The sequence below is a fragment of the Sphingobium sp. 22B genome (assembly GCF_001580035.1).
Taxonomy (GTDB): Bacteria; Pseudomonadota; Alphaproteobacteria; order Sphingomonadales; family Sphingomonadaceae; genus Sphingobium; species Sphingobium fuliginis.
This window is the reverse complement of sequence record NZ_LTAB01000001.1, coordinates 465,074-485,667: the sequence shown is the minus strand read 5'-3', so window position 1 is coordinate 485,667 and position 20,594 is coordinate 465,074. Positions and strand designations below refer to the sequence as shown.

The window sequence follows — 20,594 nt, the reverse complement described above, 5'->3', positions numbered from 1 at the left end:
AGGATGGAGATTGTCCGAAGAATCGACATGATGGCCATTACCGCACCGGTCGCGTCGCTTTAGCGATAGGAAATGTCGGGCGACGCTCGCCGGATCTTGTCCTCGGCAAAAATGCTCCGAGGGCGGTAAATTCAACGGCGTCGGTAGCCCTCGGCCCCAACGCAGTGCGGATGTAGTCGATTTTTCCCTGCACGGCTGCCATGAAGGTTCACATCCAGTTGCTGCAGGTGAATCGAATTGGCCGAATCCAGTCGTGAACTCTTGGACGCATATTTGACGCGTATGCGGGAGATTCGTGCGACCGGCGCGGCGACGAACGAGACATCCTACTACAGCGCCCTCGAAAACCTTTTGAATGGGGTCGGCCGCCAGTTGCGACCACGGGTGATCGCGAACGGTCAGATACGCAACCAAGGTGCCGGACACCCAGATTTCGGACTTTACAGCCAAGCACAGTGCCGAGGGGGTGAACCCGCGCCCGGCACCGGTGCAGCGCCCGAGCGTGGCGTGGTCGAAGTGAAGGGCTTGGCCGAAGAGACATGGTTCACTGCCGATACGTCGCAGGTCTCACAATACTGGCAGCACTATGGGCTTGTTTTGGTCTCTAATTATCGCGCCTTCCTCCTGATTGGACGAGACGCGCAAGGTCAACCAGTTCGTCTCGAAGCATTCAGCCTTGCTTCCAGTGACGCCGCGTTTTGGAACCTACATCACACATCTGTCGATGAGACACTCGACCAGCTTGCTGAGGCGCTCCACGACTACCTTCGACGCGCTCTCAGCTATCTGGCCCCGCTCACTCGGGCGTCGGATTTGGCATGGCTTCTGGCCTCCTATGCCCGCGATGCTCTCCGCCGGATCGAAGCAAGCGCCGACCTGCCGGCATTGCAGACAGTTCGCTCAGGCCTAGAGCAGGCGTTGGGTCTGCGGTTCGACGATGCCAAGGGCGAGCATTTCTTCCGGTCAACCCTCGTCCAGACGCTGTTCTACGGCATCTTTAGCGCATGGGTGCAATGGGCGCGGGAGCTTCCACCGCAGGCTACGGCACGTTTCGACTGGCACGCCGCCGGATGGACGATGCACGTGCCAATGGTCCGCACCTTGTTCGAACAGGTGGCGACGCCAAGCCGGTTGGGTCCGCTTGGATTGGTCGAGATACTCGACTGGACCGGAGAAGCGCTCCATCGGGTCGACCGAACGACATTTTTCGAGGCTTTTGATGAGGGGCGCGCCGTCCAATATTTCTACGAACCGTTCCTCGCTCATTTCGATCCTGCGCTGCGCAAGCAACTCGGCGTCTGGTACACGCCGCCCGAAATCGTCACCTACATGGTGGAGCGCGTGGACCTCGCGCTCCGCGAGGAATTAGGGATTGAAGCCGGCCTGGCAAGCCCCGACGTCCATGTGCTGGACCCTTGCTGCGGAACCGGTTCCTTCCTCGTCGAAGTGCTGAGGGTGATTGAGCAGCGCTTGCGCGAGCAGGGCGAAGATGCACTCGTCGCGCATGATTTGAACACCGCGGCCCGTGAGCGGCTCTTCGGATTTGAACTGATGCCCGCGCCATTCGTGGTCGCGCATTGGCAGATTGGAATGATGCTGGCTCACGCGGGCGCACCGCTGAGTGCTCAGGAGCGCGCTGCGGTCTACCTTACAAATGCTCTTACCGGATGGAATGAGCCGGAAGGGCCGGTCGACCAATTGCTCCTTCCGGAGCTTCAGCCCGAGCGTGACGCCGCCGAGCGGGTAAAGCGTGTCGATCCGATCTTAGTGATTATTGGCAACCCGCCGTACAACGCATTTGCAGGTGTCAGCCCGAATGAAGAAGAGGGCTTAGTTGAGCCCTTCAAACAGGGCCTTCGTTCTGACTGGAACATTCGCAAATACAATCTCGATGAGCTTTACACCCGTTTTCTGCGCGTAGCCGAACGGCGCATCACCGAGCGATCAGGCCGCGGAATTATCTGTTTTGTTTCCAGCTATTCGTACCTGAGCGACCCATCATTTGTCGTTGTGCGGCGACGGCTCCTTGAGGGTTTCCATCGCATTTTCATCGACAGCCTCAATGGCGACAGCCGAGAGACTGGGAAACGCACGCCTGAAGGCGATCCAGACCCGTCGGTTTTCTCGACGCCTTTCAATCGCGAGGGCATCAAGCTTGGAACCGCGGTCGGCATGTTCGTGCGCGAGGGGCCGACCGATTCATTAGCGGAAGTCCGGTATCGCCAGTTCTGGGGCAACCGAAAGCGCGAAGAGTTAGTCGAGGCACTGAATAGCGGATCACTCGACGGCGGATTCGAAGTGACCACGCCGCTGCCGGCGAACCGCTTTAACTTCCGCCCTCTTGGGCCAGCGTCCAGCTATGACACCTGGCCAGATCTCATTGCTATTGCAGAGGCCGAACCATTTAGCGGTCTTGCTGAGATGCGTCGCGGAAGTCTCATTGATACCGATCGCAGCCGGCTCGCTGACCATATGCGACGCTATATGGACCCCTCGCTGACATTCGAAACTCTGAAGGCCGAGGGAATCGGCCCCGTGGAGGATGCCGGCGCCTTCGACCCAGAGCGTGCACGCCAAAGGTTACTTGCCCGTGAGACGTTCGACGCTAGCCGCATCATTCGTTTCGCCTCACTGCCTCTCGATACTCGGTATGCCTATTACACATCTGTCGCGCCGATCTGGAACCGCTCCCGGCCGGAGTTCTTCGCCGCTGCCCGCGATGGAAATCGGTTTCTCGTCAGCCGCATGATGGCCGAACGGCCCCACGAGGGTGTTCCTGCTCTACCCATTACCGCCCTGCCTGATTATCACCTTCTCCGACCAAATATCCGCGCGTTCCCGTTCCGTCTGCTCGGGTCTGAAGCGCCACAACAGGACCTTCTCGGCACACCGGCGCGACGAGCGAATCTGTCGGCGAATGCGCGCGCATGGTTGGCAACGATCACCCAGAGCGACCCTGATACAGACGCCGATCTCGGTGACACTCCGTGGTTCCATGCGCTCGCCATCATTGCGGCTCCCGGTTGGCTCCAAGAAAATCAGTCTGCGATTCTGGGAGGCTGGCCCCGGGTGCCTCTGCCGACCGACCTGACGCACCTTGAGGCGTCAGCCACGTTGGGCCGCCGCGTTGCCGCGTTACTTGACACGGAGCAGGTAGCTCCTGGCGTAACTACGACACCTTATGATGCGCCACTAGGGACGCTGGGGCGATTGGTTCGCGAGGGAGGTGGTCCGCTTGGCCCCACCGATCTTGAAGTGACAGGCTGGGGCAGAGGTGGCAATGGCGCGCCAGTGATGCCGGGTAATGGAAATTTCCGCGAGCGAGCTGGCTATGATGAGGAGGAACGGTCAGCGTTGACCGAGGCGGCTGGTGTCCTCCATGAAGATGTTGGTGCCCTGGAGAGCCGGCTCGGTCCGCCGATCGATGTCAGACTGAACGACGTGGCGTTTCTCAAGGGCGTTCCGGCCAGCGTTTATGAGACGACAATCGGCGGATATCAGGTTCTCAAGAAATGGCTTTCATATCGAGACCGTGAGGTCATCGGCCGCCCGATCACCGTCGCTGAGGCGCGGGAAGCTGTCGCCATCGTTCGACGGCTGACGGCCTATGTCCTGATGCAGCCCGCTTTGGACGTGAGTTACGAAGCAATCAAGGCAAGCGCGTATGTGTGGGATTCGGGCATCGCGGTGTCCGATGAAACTACCGCTGCCTCCTGAGTGCAATTGCTAACACCTTGACGTCGATCGCCGCCGCTCCGACCGGCGGCTGATCGTTCGCCAATCATTCTTGCCTCGGGGCGCGAAACGAGGCATCTTGTTGTTCACAACAAGATCGTGAGCTAATTTCGTGACAGTCCTTTACACCCCCGGTCAGTTGCGGAGCGCGATATCGATCGCTCCGGAAACCTATCGGCACTGGAAGAAGGCGCTCGATCCGCTGCGACGGGGACGTGGCCACAGTCCTTGCTTTAGTTCAGGCGATCTAGTCGCGGTTGCCGTGATCCGCTCTCTCGCAGTCGACATGGCTGTTCGTGTCGGTGCTCTGGCACCTATCGCCGAACCGCTGTTCGACCTGTGCAACCAGTCGCCGTGGCCCGAACTTGAACGCACGAAGCTGATTGTCGATCTCCCCGAAGGACAATTGCAGCTCCGCCCAGAGCTGGCAGAGATTACGAGCGACCGGCCAACGATCACAATCCCCCTGCGAGCCGTCGTGGCTGGACTGCGCGAGCAGCTTCTCGCTGCGAGCGGTGTCGAGGATCAGGCGTCGCTCCGCTTCCCACCCATTCCAGTCAGCACTGCGGCCGCCGCAGGCGGAGCCCGGTCGTGAACGCGGTCGAGACCATCGCGCAAGCGGCCCGCGACGTCGGCTATCGCGCAGAGGCGGTTGTGTCTGACTATGCCTTCGCGGATGTGCTGAGCGACGCCAACACGACGCGGACCGTCCCGCTTGCCGCCTTTACGCGCACGCCGCCCTCTTACCGGTCCGCCGCACTCGCCGTCGTGAACGGCGGCGGCGGCCGCGCTATCGACCTCGTGAACGAGCATCGCGCCTTAGGTGCGCCTTTGCTGTTCGTTATCGAGCAGGATGAGGTGACGGTCTGGCAGGTGCGAAGCGATGCGCCGCCCCGTGCGATCGAAAAGGTAAGGCTCGCCGATATCGCCGAGCTATTCGCGCGCAATCGGGCGAACTGGCATCCCGATGCTATTCACCGGGCGAAATCGATCGGTGCGTCGGGGACAGCCTATCAGCTCGATTTTGTCGACCTGGGCCTTCTGCCAGCAATTGAAGGCGAGATTCACGTCAAGCTGGATCGCTTGCTGGTCGAGACCCTCGACTTGGCTCGCAAGGTGCCCGGCGGAGACAGACTCAATGTACGGACGCTGTTCCGCGTCGTCTTTCGCCTGCTGGCGGCCAAGGTTCTGCAGGACCGCCGCCATCCCTATGCGGATGGCTGGGACGCGGACGATTTGGGGTCGGTGCTTGCTGGCATCGAAAGCTATTATGCGCTCGGGACGATCGAGGCTAAGCCGAACGCCGCACTGCCAGGCATCTTTGATGCGGCATGGCGGCATCTGCGGGCCGGCATAAGCTTCTCCAATATTTCGTCCGACGACCTCGCCTTCGTCTACGAGAATACGCTGGTAACGCCCGAGACTCGCAAGCTGTTTGGCACACACAGCACCCCCCGGCAGGTCGCGGAATACGTCGTCCAGAGGCTCGAACTGCATCGGCACCCCCCCGAAGATATCAGAATTTACGAGCCCTTTGCCGGAGCCGGTGTTTTCCTCGTTTCGGCACTACGCCATCTACGCGATCTTCTGCCGGTCGAATGGACTGATCAACAACGGCATGATTTTCTGATCAACCACATTTCTGGCGACGAGGTCGATCCCTTCGCGTGTGAGGTAGCTACCTTATCGCTCATTCTCGCGGATTATCCGAACCACAACGGCTGGCATGTCAGAGAAGGCGACCTGTTTACCGATGATGTTTTGGCGAAGCGTCTGCAGGCCAACAACATCATTGTCTGCAATCCCCCGTTTGAATCGTTCAGCAAGGCTGATCGGACAAAATATCCAGTTGCAAACAAGACTTATTCTAAGGCAATCGCGGCATTAAGTGCTGCGTTGGACTCCAAGCCGCTCGCACTGGGATTTGTTCTTCCTCGGTCCTTCATTATGGATCAGCAGTTTGCGGAGCAGCGCAAACGATTAGAAGAGCTGTACGGATTGGTCGAGATCTTGAAAATGCCCGATGGCATTTTCGGCGCATCCGATGTGGAATCTTCCGCCGTAATTGCCCGCGATTTGCGCGATGCGGACGATGACAAGCTTAAGATACGTTCGACCGAAGTCGCCGAATATGATCGCAGCCTTTTTCTGAAAACCGGTCACATCACGGTTCAACGCGAAGCGGAGCGGACGGTGGATGCCGCGCCAAGCGGACAGCTTTGGCTTCCGCCACTTGGCGATATCTGGGATTATTTGCGTAGGTACCCGAAATTCGGAGCGATCCTGGAGACGCGCCGAGGTCTAGAATGGCATTACAGTCAAGCGGCGGCGACGAAGCCAGAGCCTTTACCGGGATACAAGGCTGGCTATCCAAATGCACGCCACCTCCGCCAGTATATGCCGCCTCAGAAACTCTGGTTAGACTTCCGCCGTGAAAATCTTCGGTGTGGAGCGACTCATGACTGGTCTACTCCCAAGCTGATCGCCAGCGCGACGCGGTTGAGTCGCGGGGCATGGTGCATAGGGGGATTTGCCGATTTGGAGGGGTTGCTGTGCTCGCAGCAATTCTTCGCGATGCGTCCAAGGCACCCGGTTTCGTCAACCGACTTGCTCGCTTTGAGCGCCGTGCTGAATGGAGCCGTGGCGAACGCTTTCCTGGCGATCAACTCGCCCAAAGATCGCTTTCGCACGGCGGTGGTTGACGACATTCCTGTTCCAATCCACTTGCCCGAGAAAATCAGCGAACTGGTTGCTGCTTATCAGACGGTGCTGCAGAATTGGGAGTTGCTCGCCGACCGGGATGCCAAACTCGCACAGCTCCTGACCGAAATCGATGCGGCTGTATTGAAAGCCTATGATTTGCCGCTTCGGCTCGAACGTCAGCTCCTAACATTTTTCAAGGATGCAGAGCGCCCCCTTGCACATGGTTGGCAGCATTGGGATTCGTCCTATCCAATGCCAGGACTGAGCCTTGCGGAGCGGATTTCCGGGCGGTTCAAAGCGAGCGGCGATTGGGTTCAGTCGGTGTTCCGACCACTGCCCCAAGAAGAAGCGACCTTCCTCCGCGACTATGTGGCGTAGACCCAATGGACGCGTACCTGTTCGATACGACGGTGCTGTCGATCTATCTTGATCCGACGCATCCTCATCACGTCGAGAAAGGCCAAACCCTCGCAGCGTTGCCCCTTGATAGTCCGCGGTTCATTTCTGCGATCGCATTGGCTGAGTTGGGTTTCGGGACCAAACTCGCCGCCGCTATCGGCAAGGGCAATTTGCCGGCGCTAGAGGCGATGATCGTCCAAGCGCGTTCATATGCAGTGCTCGATGTTACCCATCACACTGCCGCGGTCTACGCAGAGGTAAAAGCACGGGTCGCTCAGAAATATCTGGCGAAAATGCTCCGCAAGGACCGTCCAAAGTATATCGAGGAATGGGTCGATAAGGCGACCGGCCAGAAGCTCGGGATCGACGAAAATGACCTTTGGATGTGCGCCCAAGCCAAAGAGCGGGATCTAGTCCTTGTCACTGCGGACGGGCGAATGAAGCGCATCCCGAACGCTGACCCGGACGTTCGGCTGCTGACGATATAGTCACGAACTCAGCTAGTGACCAACCGCTGGCTCAAGCAGTAGCGCTCCGGTCAGACTGCGGCAGTGAGGGGCGGTAAGCGGTAGCCCTTTGCGGCTCTAGGGTAGTGCAAACGGCGACTCGTATTCGTTATTTTTATCCAGGGCGGGGCGCCAAATACCGCCGTGTGCCGCCGTATTCCACTAAAGGTCCGCTGCAAGCACGCCAGCGTAGTAGGCCAGGCGGTCATCGGCGGTACGGGAGTTCGCATCACCTACACGGAGGCAGCTGTGCGGCCATTCCGGACCTCGGCGAGTGCTGCCGAGCTTCCCAGAATGCGAATTCGCTTGTAAGCGTCTGAGATAGATGGATAGCGCGCGTTTGCGGCGACCCTTGGCAATGCGGCAACCGTCGTGGCCCAATCATCGTAATCGACTGTTAGCCGGCGCAGCAGGATAGCTTGGACACGTCCTTGCCGAATCCTTGTGCCGCAAGCTTCAGCCCCTCGACGGTCGTCAAATAGGGAAAGATTGTCTCGCCCAATTCCTTGGTGGTCATCCCGAACTTCAGCGCTAGCACCATCGTCTGGATGCTGTCAGCTCCCTCGGGCGCGAGGATCTGCGCGCCCAGCAGACGATCGGATTGCTTATCGGCGATAAGCTTGATCAATCCCCGCGTGTCGCGGGCCGCGAGCGACCGCGGTACCTGGTCGAGCGGCACTACTGATGCTTTCGTCGCAAAGCCTCGCGCCTTGGCCTGGGCCTCGGTCAGGCCGACGCCAGCAACCTGCGGATCCGTGAAGACGACCCATGGCATCGTTGCATTGTCATAGGCGAGGCTGTCGCCGTTGAGAGCGTTAAGCGCGGCGAGCTTCGCACCATAGGCCGCCATGTAGACGAACTGGTCACGCCCGGTCACGTCACCAGCGGCGTAAATGCCGGATTTCGATGTACGCATGCGCTCGTCGACGACGACTCCACCATTCGTCGCCACCTTGACGCCCGCTGCACCGAGGCCAAGGCCGGCCGTGTTGGGCGTGCGGCCTGTCGTCGCCAGTACCTGTTCGGCGATCAGCGTTTCCGCTTTGCCGTCCACCTCGATGGTGAGCGCGACCTGGCCCTCGCGGCGTTCGATCCGGGAATAGGCCAGGCCCGTGCGAACCGTGACGCCTTCATCGGCCAGATAGCGGGTCAGCGCTTCGGCGATTTCCGGCTCCGCCTCCGGAAGCAGCCGGGAGCGGGTGACGAGAGTTACGTTGGTCCCGGTGCGTGCAAACATCTGGGCGAGCTCGCAGCCGATATAGCCGCCGCCGATGACCAGAAGCGAGCGTGGGTGCTCGGTGAGCTCCAGTGCAGTCGTGCTCGTCAGCCAAGGCACGTCGGCCAGCCCTGGAATATCCGGCACGGCGGGCGCGGAGCCGGTCGCGATGATGATCTTTCGGGCGGCAATGACCCGGTCATCCACGGCGACGCCATTCCGATCCAGACGGGCCGCGCCTTCTAGATAGGTGACGCCGTCATACTCGGGCAGAAGGTCGATATATTTCTTCTGCCGAAGCGTGGCGACGAGATTATCCTTGGCCGCGATCAGCTGGCGCCAGTCAGTGACGCGAGCCTCTCCGGCGAGACCCGGAAAACGGCTTGCGGCGCCGGCGCCGTGAAGGGCTTCGGCTGCACGGATCATCGTCTTCGACGGAACGCAGCCGACGTTCACGCAGGTGCCGCCGATGGTGCCGTGGCCAATCAGTGCGACGCTGGCACCCTGCTCGGCGGCGGTGATCGCGGCGGAAAAGCCGGCCGATCCGGCGCCGATCACGGCGATGTCGAAAGCTCGGCCTTCGAACCCGCCGGTAGTGCAGCAGTCACGGGCGTCCACTTGATTGTCCACTGTCGCATTCCTTCTATATTCATGGGGGCCGCGACTGTGGCGATGCCCCAAAAGGCATGTGTCACACCATTGAGCCGATGTCTGAGGCGTAGCTCGGATACGCGAAGATCACTGCCTTGATCTGGTTGGCGGTCAGGCCTGCCCCCATCGCCATGGCAAACAGGTTGATCTGTTCCTCGGCCCCCGGCCCCATCAGATGCGCGCCAAGGATTCGGCCGGTCTCCCGTTCGACAAGAATCTTGTAGCCCGTCCATTTCGCCCCGACCCGCAGCGAAGAATACCAGCCCTGTGTCTTCTCGAAGTGGGTGTCGAACTTTAGTCCCTTCTCCCGCGCAGCCGTCTCCGACAGTCCGACCGTCGCAACCATGGGAAGGGTGAAGACGACGCTCGGGATCGGCGGGTAGGACACGCTGCGCTCGTCGTGGCCGGCCAGCAGGTTCTTGGCGGCGATCCGGCCTTCGTAGGCTGAAACCGGGGTCAGGTTGGGGCCGCTGTCGGCGCAGTCTCCGGCGGCGAATATGTTTGGATTGGTGGTGCGCATCGAGGCGTTGACCTTGATGCCACGCGGTCCATGCTCCACCCCGGCGGCGGCGAGGTTCAGTCCGTCGATATTGGGCACACGCCCGGTGGCGTGGACCACGGTATCGCAGGTAACCACCTTGATGCCGCCCGGCGTCTCGACCGAGACGGCGAGTTCGCCGCCCTGTTTCTCGACCTTCAACACTTTCGCTTCGGTCCGCAGAGCGACTCCGAGTTCGGCGGTGGCCTCGACCAGCATTGTGACAAGATCGGGATCGAAATTGCCGAGCGGCCGCTCCATCATCTCCAAGACCGTGACCTCGCTCGCACCGGCCCGTTTCGCGATATGGGCGAATTCCATGGCGATGAATCCGCCGCCGACAAAGACGACCCGGTCCGGCCGCTCCGGCAGGTCGAGGAAGTCGGTGCTGGTGATCAACAGCTCTTCGCCGGGGATGTTCAGCGTCATCGGCCGCGCGCCGGTGGCGATGTGGAAATGCCGCGCGCGCAGGCTTTCCCCGTTCAGCTCAATCGTGTCGGGGCCGGTGAACCGAGCGTCGCCGTGCAGCGTCGCGACGCCCGCTTTTTCAAGCCCGGTCTCGATGCGCCGCGGCATGGCGTCGGTGAAGCTGCGCTTGAAGGCCATCATGTCCGGCCAATCGACAGAGATCTGAGCCTCGAGACCCTTGCCCTTCAGGTTCTGCGCCCAGTCAACGCCCTCGGTCACCGCCACCAGCATTTTCTTGGGGTCGCAGCCGCGCAGAGCGCACGTTCCGCCGTAGGGCAGGCTGTCGATGCTGGCGACCTTCCAGCCCGCCGCAGCAGTCATCCGGGCAACCCCATTGCCGCCGGTTCCGGCCCCGATCACTATCAGGTCGAAGTCATATGCGCTCATGCGTGTCCTCCTCATCGGATCGGGTCGGCTAATCTTGTCGGCGCGGCAGTTCCGGGCTCGACAATCATGATCTCGTCTAGCGCCGTTGCCGGCGCCACATGGCGTAGGCGGTCAGACCGACGAAGAATAAGAGCGCGGGCAGCAGGACATAGTCGAGGTAGCCGACGATCGCCGCCAGGCCGACCACGCCCGCCAGCACCACAAGCACCGGCGTGAAGCAGCAAAGCGCTACTATCGCCGTCCCGATAAGCCCGGCGCCGAGCAGCGTCCGGTCTTTCACCCGCGTCAGATCTTCGTCGCGCGCGCCGGATAGCCCGCGTTGGTTGAGGCCCTGGCGATGGCGGCAATCGTCGTCTTGGACGCGTCGAACCTGACCGTCGCGGTCTTCGCATCGAAATCGACATTGACGGCCTGGACGCCTGTGACGCCTGCAATCGCCTTCTTCACGGTGATTGGGCATGTGGCGCAGGTCATGTTCTCGATCGCGAAGGTCGCGGTCTGAGCGCGGGCAGGCGCCGCTTTGGCCGGTTGCGCGGCAAACGGCGCGAAAGCCGCCGTGGAGATGATTCCCGCACTGGTCAGCGCAACTGCGCCGGCGGCAATGATGAAGGGTCGTTTCATGAGTATATCCTCTCTAGGTAGAACGGGGCGGCTCAGTAGAAGTACGGAGCCCACCAATCGATCGTCAGCGCCAGGGCGATCAGGACGGTTGCGATCCAGAGCGCCGACTTGGTGATGATCGAAGAGCGCGGCCGAGCGCAGTAGGAGCCGTCGACGCATTCCGGCGCGGTCCGGAAATAGACGTGCCAGAAGCCGAGCGCGATGAAGACCAGCGTCACCGCCGCGAAATAGGGCTTGAAGGGTTCGAGGGCGGTGAGATTGCCGATCCAGGCTCCAGACACACCAAGGCTTAGAAGCACGAGCGGGGCGAGGCAGCAGGATGACGCCAGCACCGCGCCCATTACTCCACCCGCTGCAAACCATCCCTTCCGGGCGGCTGGCCGGGAAGGCGCCGGATCCAAGCCTGCTTCATACACTTTGACATCGTCCATCGCGAATCACCTTGGCTGTCGTTCAAGAACCATATAAGGTCTGTATGGACTACAGGCTCAAGAGGTATTTTAACGTGACCGCCGGGAATCCTGAGGAAGGGCTGCACCGCGCCAAGCTGGCAAAGCATACGGGCTGCAATCTCGAGACCGTCCGCTATTACGAGAAGATCGGCATGATGCCCGATCCCCCGCGCACTGCCGCCGGCTATCGCGTCTATAACGAAGGACACGTATCGCGGCTCCGCTTCATCCTACGCGCGCGAGAGCTCGGCTTCTCCATCGAAGATATCCGGGGCTTGCTGCGTCTCGTCGACAGGGGCACCCAGACCTGCGCCGAAGTCCAGCAGCTTACCGAGGCTCATCTTGCCGACGTACGCAATAAAATCCGGGACTTGAAGCGCATCGAAGCTGTCCTGGCCGCGACCGCCGCACAATGTTCGGGGGAAGTCGTTCCTGATTGCCCAGTTCTCGATGCGCTTGCCTCATAGTGCCTCCCAAAGGAGCCACGACCACCTGGCGGGCTAGCGGCTAACCGCGGTTGGCCGATCGGCGCGCATGTGCGGCCAAGAACCGCTTGCTATTCGCTAATTGCGGCGGCCGCAGGCTCGCCACACTATCCGCCCCATTCGGCGCCGCCGTGCTGGCGCTCTGCCTCTTAGATAAAGAGAGGCGACAAGTATCGGCCAAAAGACATGGGTCGATTCTGCAGGGGGCGCCGAATTGTCTCCTGCAGGTAGCCGGTCGTTAGGTGTCGGCGACGGCCAATCGCCTTTTTGAACGCCCGGTACTTGCGCGCGGCAAACTCAACCCGGCCTGTCGGTATACGGCCACCTCTCGCCGTTAGCAGTAGCGTCTACGCACAGATGCGGCGGTCATTTGCGGAGAGCGGCGGCCTCAGGCGTTGCTAGGGTAGTGCAAACGGCGACACATATTCGTTATGTTTATCCGGCGGGGCGCGCCAAATACCGCCGCTTGCCGCCATTTCATCTCAGCCACCGCCCAGAGTACCCTGACGTAGTGCAGGCGGCGGCACATTGCGGGCATCTGAGCGGCGTTGATAAACTAGCCAACCTCACCTCCGCCCGTCGCCGTGGAACACGAGCCGCCCGCCGGGGCTGGTGGTGTCGATCGCCCGGGTGAGCCCCCGAAGACCGCTCTCGCGCTTGGCGAAATCTTCGTCCGTCTCAACGAACTGTCGGACGGAGCGCGCCAGCCGGTCGAGCTTCCACAACGCCAGCTTCTCGCCGGCACGGAGATAGTCAAGGGCGCCTTTCAACTCCGGGCTGTCGCGTTGCGCTCCCGACGGCGTCTCCATGAACACCCACCCGCACCCGGCTTCCCGGAGCGCGTCTCGTTGGGGGGGCAGGGACTGATCCCTGGTGGACACGCGCACATAGCCGACGAGCAAAGGCCTTCTCCTGAACCTTGCCAGAACCTAGCCGGATTTCGGAGACTGAACCGAGGGACTGTTTTCGGAGGCTGAAGGGCCATTTCCAGAGCCTTCCGCCGCCATCGGTGCGGCTCTCCCGCGAACGAGCGTTCGCGGGAGACGGGAGATAGGACATTATCACATGCTAGACAGGGGGGAAATCGTGGCTGGACCCTTCATGTCATCTTGCGGAGGCACACGTTGCCATTGAAGGCTGGCTGGCGCCATTCATCCGCTCTGGAAACGATGGATTGAGAAGCCGGCGTGCGCTCGCAACAGCCCAGACAAGCGCACCTGGCAAACCCTGCGGTATATCTGAGCTGCCCAAAGCCGGCTCAGCGTACGTTCGCGTAAGAAGCAGCAACAGCGCGCGCTCGTCCGCGCTGAGCATTGGATTACAACAGCATTCGGCAACCAATGCCCGGCCAAGGCATCCTTCAGTGAGTTGAAAAACGCTGGCCAGGGCGACCACCGCAGGAGCCGGAATCCCGAACTCGCCCCCTAGTCTGGTGAGCGGCGGCAGGGGTTGCTCACCGAGTTGCCGGCACGCCGCGTAGCGGCGCAGCAGCCGCACCACGATCCGCTCGGCGTCCCCTGCATTGGGGTCCATGCGCACCATCACCGTCATCGCCCATATTTCATCAGAGTCGCTATTGCGATGCATTCGCATCTAGCATAGGGCGCGTCAATGATTGAGAACGATTCGCAAAGGGGGTGAAATGAGGAAAAGTAGATTATGCGGTGCGCTAGGCCTTGGAATGATGGCCGTGCCCGCAGCGGCTCAGGATCAGCCAGCCATCCCGGCTACGGACGCCCGCCAAACAATCATCGTCACCGGCGTCCGGGACGGCTACCAAGTCGACGCGACCAGCACCGCCACCCGCACACCGACCAGTCTCAAGGACGTTCCGCAGGCGGCGTCGATCATCACCGAGGCGCAGATTGACGACCAGGCGATGCGCTCGATCGCCGACGTGCTTCGCTATGTCCCCGGCGCGGTGATCTCTCAGGGCGAGGGCCACCGCGATCAGATCATCCTGCGCGGCAATAACAGCACCGCGGACTTCTTCGTCGACGGCCTGCGTGACGATGTGCAATATTACCGCGGCCTCTACAATGCAGAGCGGATCGAGGTCCTGAAAGGCCCCAACGCGATGATCTTCGGGCGCGGCGGTGGGGGTGGGATCGTCAACCGCGTCACCAAGCGCCCCGTTGCCAACGCCTTCATCAGCGGCAGCGGCTCGGCGGACACATATGGCGCATGGTATGTCGACACCGACATCAACCAGCCGATCGGCGAATCCGCCTCCGCTCGGCTGAACGCCGTTTACGAGGAGTTCAACAGCAACCGCGATTTCTACGACGGACGCCGGATTGCGATCAATCCGACCTTTGCCCTATCCCTCGGTGGCACCACCCGGATCGACCTGGGGTTCGAATATAACAATGACAAGCGCACGATCGATCGAGGCGTCCCCTCGGCTGCGCAGGGCTCTCTGACGAGCCCGTCACGCCCCCTCACCGGCTTCCGCGACACCTTCTTCGGTGTTCCGGGTTTCAACGTCAGCGATTTCGAGGCCAAGGTCCTGAGCGGGCGCATCGAGCATCGGTTCAGCGACAACCTGACCCTGACCAGTCGGGTCCTGTACGGCGACTATGACAAGCTCTATCGGAACGCCTTTGCGGTGACCCCGGTCACGCCGCGCGTCGGCATCCAAAGCGTCGGCATCGAAGCCTATAGCGATCCCACGACGCGCAAGAACTTCTTCAACCAGAACGACCTTGTCTGGACCGTCACCACCGGCCCCGTCCGCCACGTGCTGCTCGCCGGCTTTGAAGTTGGTGATCAGCGCACGCGCAACCAGCGGATCAACGGCTTTTTCGGAAGCGGCGATATCGTCAATGGAGGGCGGCGTGTCTTTGTGGGGTTGGCCGACCGGATCACGGTGCCGCCGGTGACGCTGCGCACCACCGCCAATACCGGCTACCGGTCGATCCGGACAAATGCCGACGCCACTGCCTTCTATGTGCAGGACCAGATTTCGATCGGCGAACATGTCGATGTCATCGGCGGCGTTCGCCGCGACCGCTTCAAGCTCAGCGTCGACGACCTGGTCGCCGGGCAGAGCTATAGCCGGACGGACACTCTCTGGTCTCCCCGTCTGGGGGTGGTGCTGAAGCCGGTGCAACCCGTCTCGATCTACGCCAGCTATAGCCGGTCCTTCCTGCCCCAGTCGGGCGATCAGTTTTCATCGCTCGACATTACAAGCGCCGCGCTGGAGCCGGAGAAGTTCGACAATTACGAACTTGGCCTCAAATGGGATATCTTTCCAACGCTGAACCTGACCGCTGCTGTCTACCGCCTCGACCGTACCAACACCCGCGCGACCGACCCCAACGACGCCACGCGGACGGTGCTTACGGGCGCGCAGCGCAGCAAAGGGCTTGAGCTCGGCCTGAGCGGCGCGATCACACCCCAATGGCAGGTCAGTGCGGGCTATGCACTGCAGGACGCGAAGATTCGCAAGACGACGAGCGCGGCCCCGGCCGGGCGCGAGGTACCGCTGGTTCCCAAACAGCAGGCTTCGCTCTGGACCCGCTACGACTTCACCCCTCGCTTCGGGGCCGGCGTCGGCGTCTACCACCAGTCGAAGAGCTTCACTTCCATCAGCAACACCGCCGTCCTGCCCGCCTTCACCCGTGTGGATGCTGCCGCATTCTTCAAGCTCACCCCCCAGATCGAGGCGCAAATCAACGTCGAGAACCTCCTCAACAGCAACTATTTCTCGTCCGCCTACAACGACAACAACATCATGCCTGGTGCGCCGACGACGGCGCGAGCTACGGTTAGAATGAGCTTTTAGACAAAGGCGTGGGAGAGATGGATGTGGGCACAAAGCGCGTAATCGAAGGCGCTGTGGCGGGCGCGGCTGCAGGGTTGATGGCCTCATGGGTAATGTCCGAGTTCCACGACGCCTGGAAAGTGGCATCCGGCGAGAGGGACGTCGGAGACGAGCCCAACACCGTCAAGGTGGCCGACGCTGTAACGGAAGCAACCGTAGGGGAGCCGGTGCCGGAGGAATATCGCGAGCCCGCCGGAGCAGCTGTTCATTACGGCTTTGGGATGTTTCTCGGCGCTCTCTACGGAGCCGCGGTGGAGGTTCGCCCAGAGACCAGCGCTGGGTTCGGAACCGCCTACGGAGCGGCGGTGTCGCTGGTCGCCGACGAGATGGCGATGCCGGCGTTGGGCTTCAGTCCCCCCGCTTCGGAGGTCGCAGCTTCGACGCACCTCCGCGGCTTTGTCTCGCACCTGGTTTTCGGCGTAGCTCTGGAAGCAGCGCGGAGGCTCCTAATTGCGGGTGTCAGACTAGCATTACAGTTGCGTTTTTGATCGAGCTCTGAATCAATGGGTCACCATGGCAAGGAGGTCGTGGTGACGGGAGTATCGATCGAAGCGACGCTGGAGCTATGGGCGTCATCGCTGCGCGAGGTGAAGGCGCGGATGCGGCCACTGTTCAGCCAGGAGCGGGTTGCGGCTTCGGCGAGCAGCTTCTTGGATGGACTGCTGGGTGACGAACGGCGCAAGACCGGGTGGATGCGCGCCGAGGCGGCTGGCGATAGCGGGCCGTGGCGCCAGCAGGCGATCCTGGGGCGCGGGCGGTGGGATGCGGATGCTCTGCGCGACATCGTGCGCGACTACGTCATCGAACATCTTGGCACGGACGACGCGGTGCTGGTCATCGACGAGACCGGGTTCCTGAAGCAAGGCAAGGCGTCGTGTGGCGTGGGGCGCCAGTACACCGGGTCGGCTGGCAAGGTGACCAACTGCCAGATTGGCGTGTTTGCCGCCTATGTCTCGGTCAAGGGCCATGCCTTCGTCGACCGGGCACTGTATCTGCCCAAGAGCTGGACCACCGACCCTTCGCGGCTGGCGGCGGCGCATGTGCCCGAGGGCACGGCCTTCGCAACCAAGCCGGCATTGGCAGTGGAGATGATCCAACGAGCGATCGCGGCAAACATGCCGTTTGCCTGGATCGCGGCGGATGCGGTCTACGGTGTCGGCGACATCGAGCAGGCGCTCCGTCGTGCCGGCAAAGGGTACGTGCTGGGCGTCAAGGGCGACCATCGCTTCGGCTCCTGGGGAGACAAGCCGGTGGTCGCGGGCACCGCCGCGCAAATCGCGCGCGACCTCGATCCAACTGCATGGCATCGCCTGTCGGCGGGCAACGGCACCAAGGGAGCCAGGCTTCACGACTGGGCCTATCTCGAACTCGCCGACCTTGATGCTGACGAATATGCCGACGGTCTGTCCGGCACGTGGACCAGGGGTCTGTTAATCCGGCGCCACATCGCCGATGGCGATCTCGCCTTCTTCACGACATGGTGCCCGGCGGGCACGACCATGGAAACCCTCGTTGGCGTAGAGGGGCATCGCTGGGCCATTGAGGACAGCTTCGAGACGGCCAAGAACGAGCTTGGCCTCGACCACAACGAAACCCGCTCCTGGCACGGCTGGCACCGCCACGTCTCGCTCGTCATGCTCGCCTTCGCAACCCCGTCACGTCATCGCATGGTCATGCTGGCGACGAGCTCATCAGGCTGCCGCGCAACACGCGCACGTCCAATCAAGAACGCAACTGTAATGCTAGGTCACAAACTCATAAATGGGATTCCCTTTTTGGGGTGGTCGTGATTCAAGCTCCTGGAAGGGAGCTTATGATGAGCGTGCGTCGCTACGAGCTGTCGGATTTCGAGTGGTCGGTGATCGAGCCGTTGCTGCCCAACAAGCCGCGCGGAGTTGCCAGGGTCGATGATCGTCGGGTGCTGAACGGCATCTTCTGGCGTCTTCGAACCGGTTCGCCTTGGGCGGACATACCTGAGCGCTATGGCCCACCGACGACCTGCTACAACCGCTTCGTTCGATGGCGCAAAGCGGGAGTTTGGGACCGCATCTTCGAGGCGGTGTCGAGAGCCTATGAAGGCGAGCTTCAGATGATCGATAGTTCCTCGATCCGCGTCCATCAGCATGGCGCGAATGCAAAAAAAGGGGTCCGAAGGAAGCCGAGGCTGGGGACGACGCTCCAGCCCGATGCATGGGGCGCTCGCGGGGCGGACTGACCACCAAGATCCATGCGCTTGTTGATGCGAACGGCCTGCCGATCATGCTGAAGCTCACCGAGGGCCAAGCCCATGATGGCCGCAGCGCCGCCGACATGCTCGACGCGATCGGCGAGGATCAGATCCTCCTTGCCGACCGCGCCTATGACAGTGACGCGCTGCGTGAGAAGATCGCCGGACAAGGTGCCTGGGCCAACATCAAACCTTTGCCGAACCGGAGGAAGGTGCCGGCATTCAGCGCCTTCCTTTATCGCTACCGAAATCTCGTCGAGCGCTTCTTCAGTAAGCTCAAGCACTTCCGAGCCGTCGCAACTCGATACGAGAAGCACGACGCAAACTACCTCGCCCTCGTCAAACTCGCCTCAGCCAAAATCTGGATGCGATTTATGAGTCGGTGACCTAGTGGTTGTAGCCATGCTCATTGTACCGGCGCGCGTCGCGACGCGCATGACGTACTTCCCGGCGATAGTCCTGACGGGCGTGCCGGTTCGTGGCGTAGCCGTTGTAGCCGTAGTCGGAATAACCGTTACCGTGACTGCCATGCCCTTCGCCTTGGGAGTAGCTTCGGCCGTGACCCTGAGGCTGAACATAGCCATGTCCTTGGCTGTAGTAGCTCTGGCTCTGATACCCATGGCCACCGGATTGGCGGGCATGGGCCGGTGGTTCGGCGAGGGCCGGTACGGCCACGATGAGTGCCAATCCGGCGATTGCGAGCTTGAACATGGTGCTCAGCCTGGGTTTGTCCCGAAGACTCTGGAAAGCCCGTCCGGTGCCCGCCACCGGATCAGGCACATAAGCCGGACCGCGGAGCCGACTTTAAGCCCGCAGGACAGCGAGAGGGAAACGGCTTAGGATATGGGGGAAAGGGGCGAAAGGTGCCGCGGACGGCTCCGCGCGCCTGATAAGCTTCGACTTCCGAGCTGAGACGAGTTCCCGGCGTAAAGTGCTTCCGTCCCGTCTTTCGGGCTGGAGAGATGTATGCGCAGATCGTGCTGAACCGGGCTTGAAGCGTGTGGCATTCGTTCGCTTCGGATTCGAGGGGTGTTCACCGGCCGTGCGTAATACATGTGAGGCTGGCTAAGGAATGAACATGGACATGGATTTAGACAGCGCGTTGCGCCGCCTTGCCGAGCAACCGCTTCATCCCGGGCTCGCGGAACTGGAAGGCGACGTCATGCGGCTGGTCGCGGCGAAACGGCGCGCGGGCGCGGGAGTGACGTTGCGATCCGGCATGCTGGCAGCGCTGGGCGCAGTCGCTTTGGGAGTGGTGGGCGGCGGATTGTCGTCCAACGCGACGACTGCGCAGGTGCCGACGCTAACACCCTTCGGGCCTGCCATGCCGCTAGCGCCTTCGACCTTACTCGCGTTCCAGTGACGAGCGGCGGCCAAAGGACGATGCTGATCGCCATCGTCGCGTTCGTGGCGGCGGTCGCAGGCGTGTGGGCTGGACGCGAATTGTTTCCTGCGCCGACGAGCCCGGGCGTGGAGCTTCATAGCTTGCTCCACGAGGGGCTCGAGCTGGACGAAGCTCAACGGACCAAGCTCGAGACCCTGGAGTCGCGCTTCGCCGTTCGACGGCGTGCGTTGGAGCTGGAACTCAGGGCCGACAACGCGCGGCTCGCCGACGCCATCGAGGCCGAACATGGTAATGGGCCGCAGGTGGCGGCGGCCGTCGATCGTTCGCACGGCTCGATGGGCGAGCTCCAAAAGGAGACGTTGAACCATATGTTCGCGATGCGTCAGATCCTGAGGCCCGACCAGGCGAGGACGTTTGACCGCGCGGTGGTGAAGGCGCTGACCGCAGACGCGCGGTGAGCCTTGATCTCACGGCCTGCACGGACGGCGAACTCGCCGCCTTGACGCTCGGCGGACGTCAGGCTGCGTTCGCTGAGATCATGCGGCGGCACCAAAGACCGGTCTACCGCCTGATCCGCTCGCATATCGGCGACGCCGAAGAGGCGCTTGACCTCACTCAGGAATGCTTCGTGGCCGCCTTTCAGAACTTGCGAGAGTATGACGGAGATCGGCCGCTCTCTGCGTGGCTGACCCGCGTGGCGATCAACAAGAGCCGCGACTGGCATCGGCGGCGGCGCATACGCCAGATATTATCGTTCGCCTCTTCGCTGCCGCCCGAGACGATCGAGGGTGAGCGGGACGAGGCGCCAGGTGCCGACGCCGTCACCTTCGACCGTGCCAAGCTTGCTCGGCTTTCGCGCGCGGTGTCCGAGCTGCCGGCCACGCTCAAGGAGACGCTCTTGCTACGGACCGTGGAAGGGTTGTCCCAAGCGGAGACTGCGGCCGCGCTGGGGATCAGCGGCAAGGCCGTGGAGACGCGGCTCCGGCGCGCGCGTGAAAAATTGTCGAAAATTCTCAACTTCGCATGAGGGGTTGG

General features: G+C 61.7%; 18 protein-coding genes and 2 pseudogenes. 12 read left to right on the top strand and 8 right to left on the bottom strand.

The window, feature by feature from the left end:
- The first annotated feature begins 237 nt into the window (after window positions 1–237).
- From A0J57_RS02185 to A0J57_RS02170, 4 genes are all read left to right on the top strand, one after another.
- The gene (locus A0J57_RS02185) at window positions 238–3,717 is read left to right on the top strand and encodes a type ISP restriction/modification enzyme (protein ID WP_201030917.1); all 3,480 of its coding nucleotides are present in this window, start codon (window positions 238–240) and stop codon (window positions 3,715–3,717) included.
- A 130-nt stretch (window positions 3,718–3,847) separates the two neighbouring features.
- Window positions 3,848–4,330: a hypothetical protein gene (locus A0J57_RS26300; RefSeq protein ID WP_061937995.1), complete on the top strand. Its 483-nt coding sequence runs from the start codon at window positions 3,848–3,850 to the stop codon at window positions 4,328–4,330.
- Window positions 4,327–6,816 (top strand): SAM-dependent methyltransferase, encoded by a 2,490-nt coding sequence (locus A0J57_RS02175; RefSeq protein ID WP_061937992.1) that lies wholly within the window; start codon window positions 4,327–4,329, stop codon window positions 6,814–6,816. Before A0J57_RS26300 ends, A0J57_RS02175 begins: the two co-directional genes overlap by 4 nt.
- A gap of 5 nt (window positions 6,817–6,821) precedes the next feature.
- On the top strand, window positions 6,822–7,325 hold the full coding sequence (locus A0J57_RS02170; RefSeq protein ID WP_061937989.1) for a PIN domain-containing protein: 504 nt from the start codon (window positions 6,822–6,824) through the stop codon (window positions 7,323–7,325).
- 415 nt (window positions 7,326–7,740) lie between these two features.
- Here the strand turns inward: A0J57_RS02170 and merA are convergent, their stop codons facing one another.
- From merA to A0J57_RS02145, 5 genes are all read right to left on the bottom strand, one after another.
- A complete protein-coding gene (gene merA / locus A0J57_RS02165) occupies window positions 7,741–9,189 on the bottom strand; it encodes a mercury(II) reductase (protein WP_269465200.1) in 1,449 nt (482 codons plus the stop codon).
- A 61-nt stretch (window positions 9,190–9,250) separates the two neighbouring features.
- A complete protein-coding gene (locus tag A0J57_RS02160; protein WP_054725878.1) occupies window positions 9,251–10,603 on the bottom strand; it encodes an NAD(P)/FAD-dependent oxidoreductase in 1,353 nt (450 codons plus the stop codon).
- A 76-nt stretch (window positions 10,604–10,679) separates the two neighbouring features.
- Window positions 10,680–10,883 carry a mercury resistance system transport protein MerF gene (merF, locus tag A0J57_RS26490; protein ID WP_201030916.1) on the bottom strand — a complete coding sequence of 68 codons (204 nt, stop codon included), beginning with the start codon at window positions 10,881–10,883 and terminating at the stop codon, window positions 10,680–10,682.
- Between the two features lie 5 nt (window positions 10,884–10,888).
- The gene (locus A0J57_RS26485; RefSeq protein WP_054725882.1) at window positions 10,889–11,224 is read right to left on the bottom strand and encodes a heavy-metal-associated domain-containing protein; all 336 of its coding nucleotides are present in this window, start codon (window positions 11,222–11,224) and stop codon (window positions 10,889–10,891) included.
- Between the two features lie 32 nt (window positions 11,225–11,256).
- Complete coding sequence (locus A0J57_RS02145; protein ID WP_054725884.1) at window positions 11,257–11,655, bottom strand: mercuric transporter MerT family protein; 399 nt, start codon at window positions 11,653–11,655, stop codon at window positions 11,257–11,259.
- A gap of 74 nt (window positions 11,656–11,729) precedes the next feature.
- Between A0J57_RS02145 and A0J57_RS02140 the strand changes: the two genes are divergently transcribed.
- On the top strand, window positions 11,730–12,143 hold the full coding sequence (locus A0J57_RS02140; RefSeq protein ID WP_234716096.1) for a helix-turn-helix domain-containing protein: 414 nt from the start codon (window positions 11,730–11,732) through the stop codon (window positions 12,141–12,143).
- Between the two features lie 584 nt (window positions 12,144–12,727).
- Here the strand turns inward: A0J57_RS02140 and A0J57_RS02135 are convergent.
- Together A0J57_RS02135 and A0J57_RS25845 are read right to left on the bottom strand one after the other, a co-directional pair.
- Window positions 12,728–13,048: a recombinase family protein gene (locus tag A0J57_RS02135; RefSeq protein ID WP_268873863.1), complete on the bottom strand. Its 321-nt coding sequence runs from the start codon at window positions 13,046–13,048 to the stop codon at window positions 12,728–12,730.
- A 217-nt stretch (window positions 13,049–13,265) separates the two neighbouring features.
- Window positions 13,266–13,712: a hypothetical protein gene (locus tag A0J57_RS25845; protein ID WP_153017842.1), complete on the bottom strand. Its 447-nt coding sequence runs from the start codon at window positions 13,710–13,712 to the stop codon at window positions 13,266–13,268.
- A gap of 133 nt (window positions 13,713–13,845) precedes the next feature.
- Here A0J57_RS25845 and A0J57_RS02130 point away from each other — a divergent pair, with 133 nt between their 5' ends.
- From A0J57_RS02130 to A0J57_RS25120, 4 genes and pseudogenes are all read left to right on the top strand, one after another.
- Entirely contained in the window at window positions 13,846–15,948 is a 2,103-nt protein-coding gene (locus A0J57_RS02130; protein WP_235600765.1) for a TonB-dependent siderophore receptor, read from the top strand.
- 17 nt (window positions 15,949–15,965) lie between these two features.
- A complete protein-coding gene (locus A0J57_RS02125; RefSeq protein ID WP_062017007.1) occupies window positions 15,966–16,475 on the top strand; it encodes a DUF1440 domain-containing protein in 510 nt (169 codons plus the stop codon).
- Window positions 16,476–16,500: 25 nt separating this feature from the next.
- Window positions 16,501–17,777, top strand: a pseudogene (locus tag A0J57_RS02120) (IS701 family transposase).
- Between the two features lie 26 nt (window positions 17,778–17,803).
- A pseudogene (locus A0J57_RS25120) lies at window positions 17,804–18,600 on the top strand (IS5 family transposase).
- 1 nt (window position 18,601) lies between these two features.
- Here the strand turns inward: A0J57_RS25120 and A0J57_RS25840 are convergent.
- Window positions 18,602–18,925 (bottom strand): hypothetical protein, encoded by a 324-nt coding sequence (locus A0J57_RS25840; RefSeq protein ID WP_145923448.1) that lies wholly within the window; start codon window positions 18,923–18,925, stop codon window positions 18,602–18,604.
- 367 nt (window positions 18,926–19,292) lie between these two features.
- Between A0J57_RS25840 and A0J57_RS02100 the strand changes: the two genes are divergently transcribed.
- The 3 genes from A0J57_RS02100 to A0J57_RS02090 are packed head-to-tail and all read left to right on the top strand — an operon-like array spanning window position 19,293 to window position 20,586.
- Window positions 19,293–19,577 carry a hypothetical protein gene (locus A0J57_RS02100; protein WP_054733094.1) on the top strand — a complete coding sequence of 95 codons (285 nt, stop codon included), beginning with the start codon at window positions 19,293–19,295 and terminating at the stop codon, window positions 19,575–19,577.
- A 20-nt stretch (window positions 19,578–19,597) separates the two neighbouring features.
- Complete coding sequence (locus A0J57_RS02095) at window positions 19,598–20,017, top strand: periplasmic heavy metal sensor (RefSeq protein ID WP_054733096.1); 420 nt, start codon at window positions 19,598–19,600, stop codon at window positions 20,015–20,017.
- Entirely contained in the window at window positions 20,014–20,586 is a 573-nt protein-coding gene (locus A0J57_RS02090) for an RNA polymerase sigma factor (RefSeq protein WP_054725897.1), read from the top strand. Before A0J57_RS02095 ends, A0J57_RS02090 begins: the two co-directional genes overlap by 4 nt.
- Window positions 20,587–20,594: the final 8 nt, after the last annotated feature.

Bases quoted from the DNA above. Each gene is read 5' to 3' on its own strand.
- A0J57_RS25840 (WP_145923448.1), bottom strand. From the start codon at position 18,925: ATGTTCAAGCTCGCAATCGCCGGATTGGCACTCATCGTGGCCGTACCG.
- A0J57_RS25845 (WP_153017842.1), bottom strand. From the start codon at position 13,712: ATGACGGTGATGGTGCGCATGGACCCCAATGCAGGGGACGCCGAGCGG.
- A0J57_RS02095 (WP_054733096.1), top strand. From the start codon at position 19,598: ATGCTGATCGCCATCGTCGCGTTCGTGGCGGCGGTCGCAGGCGTGTGG.
- A0J57_RS02130 (WP_235600765.1), top strand. From the start codon at position 13,846: ATGGCCGTGCCCGCAGCGGCTCAGGATCAGCCAGCCATCCCGGCTACG.
- A0J57_RS02170 (WP_061937989.1), top strand. From the start codon at position 6,822: ATGGACGCGTACCTGTTCGATACGACGGTGCTGTCGATCTATCTTGAT.
- A0J57_RS02145 (WP_054725884.1), bottom strand. From the start codon at position 11,655: ATGGACGATGTCAAAGTGTATGAAGCAGGCTTGGATCCGGCGCCTTCC.
- A0J57_RS26485 (WP_054725882.1), bottom strand. From the start codon at position 11,224: ATGAAACGACCCTTCATCATTGCCGCCGGCGCAGTTGCGCTGACCAGT.
- A0J57_RS02160 (WP_054725878.1), bottom strand. From the start codon at position 10,603: ATGAGCGCATATGACTTCGACCTGATAGTGATCGGGGCCGGAACCGGC.
- A0J57_RS02100 (WP_054733094.1), top strand. From the start codon at position 19,293: ATGGACATGGATTTAGACAGCGCGTTGCGCCGCCTTGCCGAGCAACCG.
- A0J57_RS02125 (WP_062017007.1), top strand. From the start codon at position 15,966: ATGGATGTGGGCACAAAGCGCGTAATCGAAGGCGCTGTGGCGGGCGCG.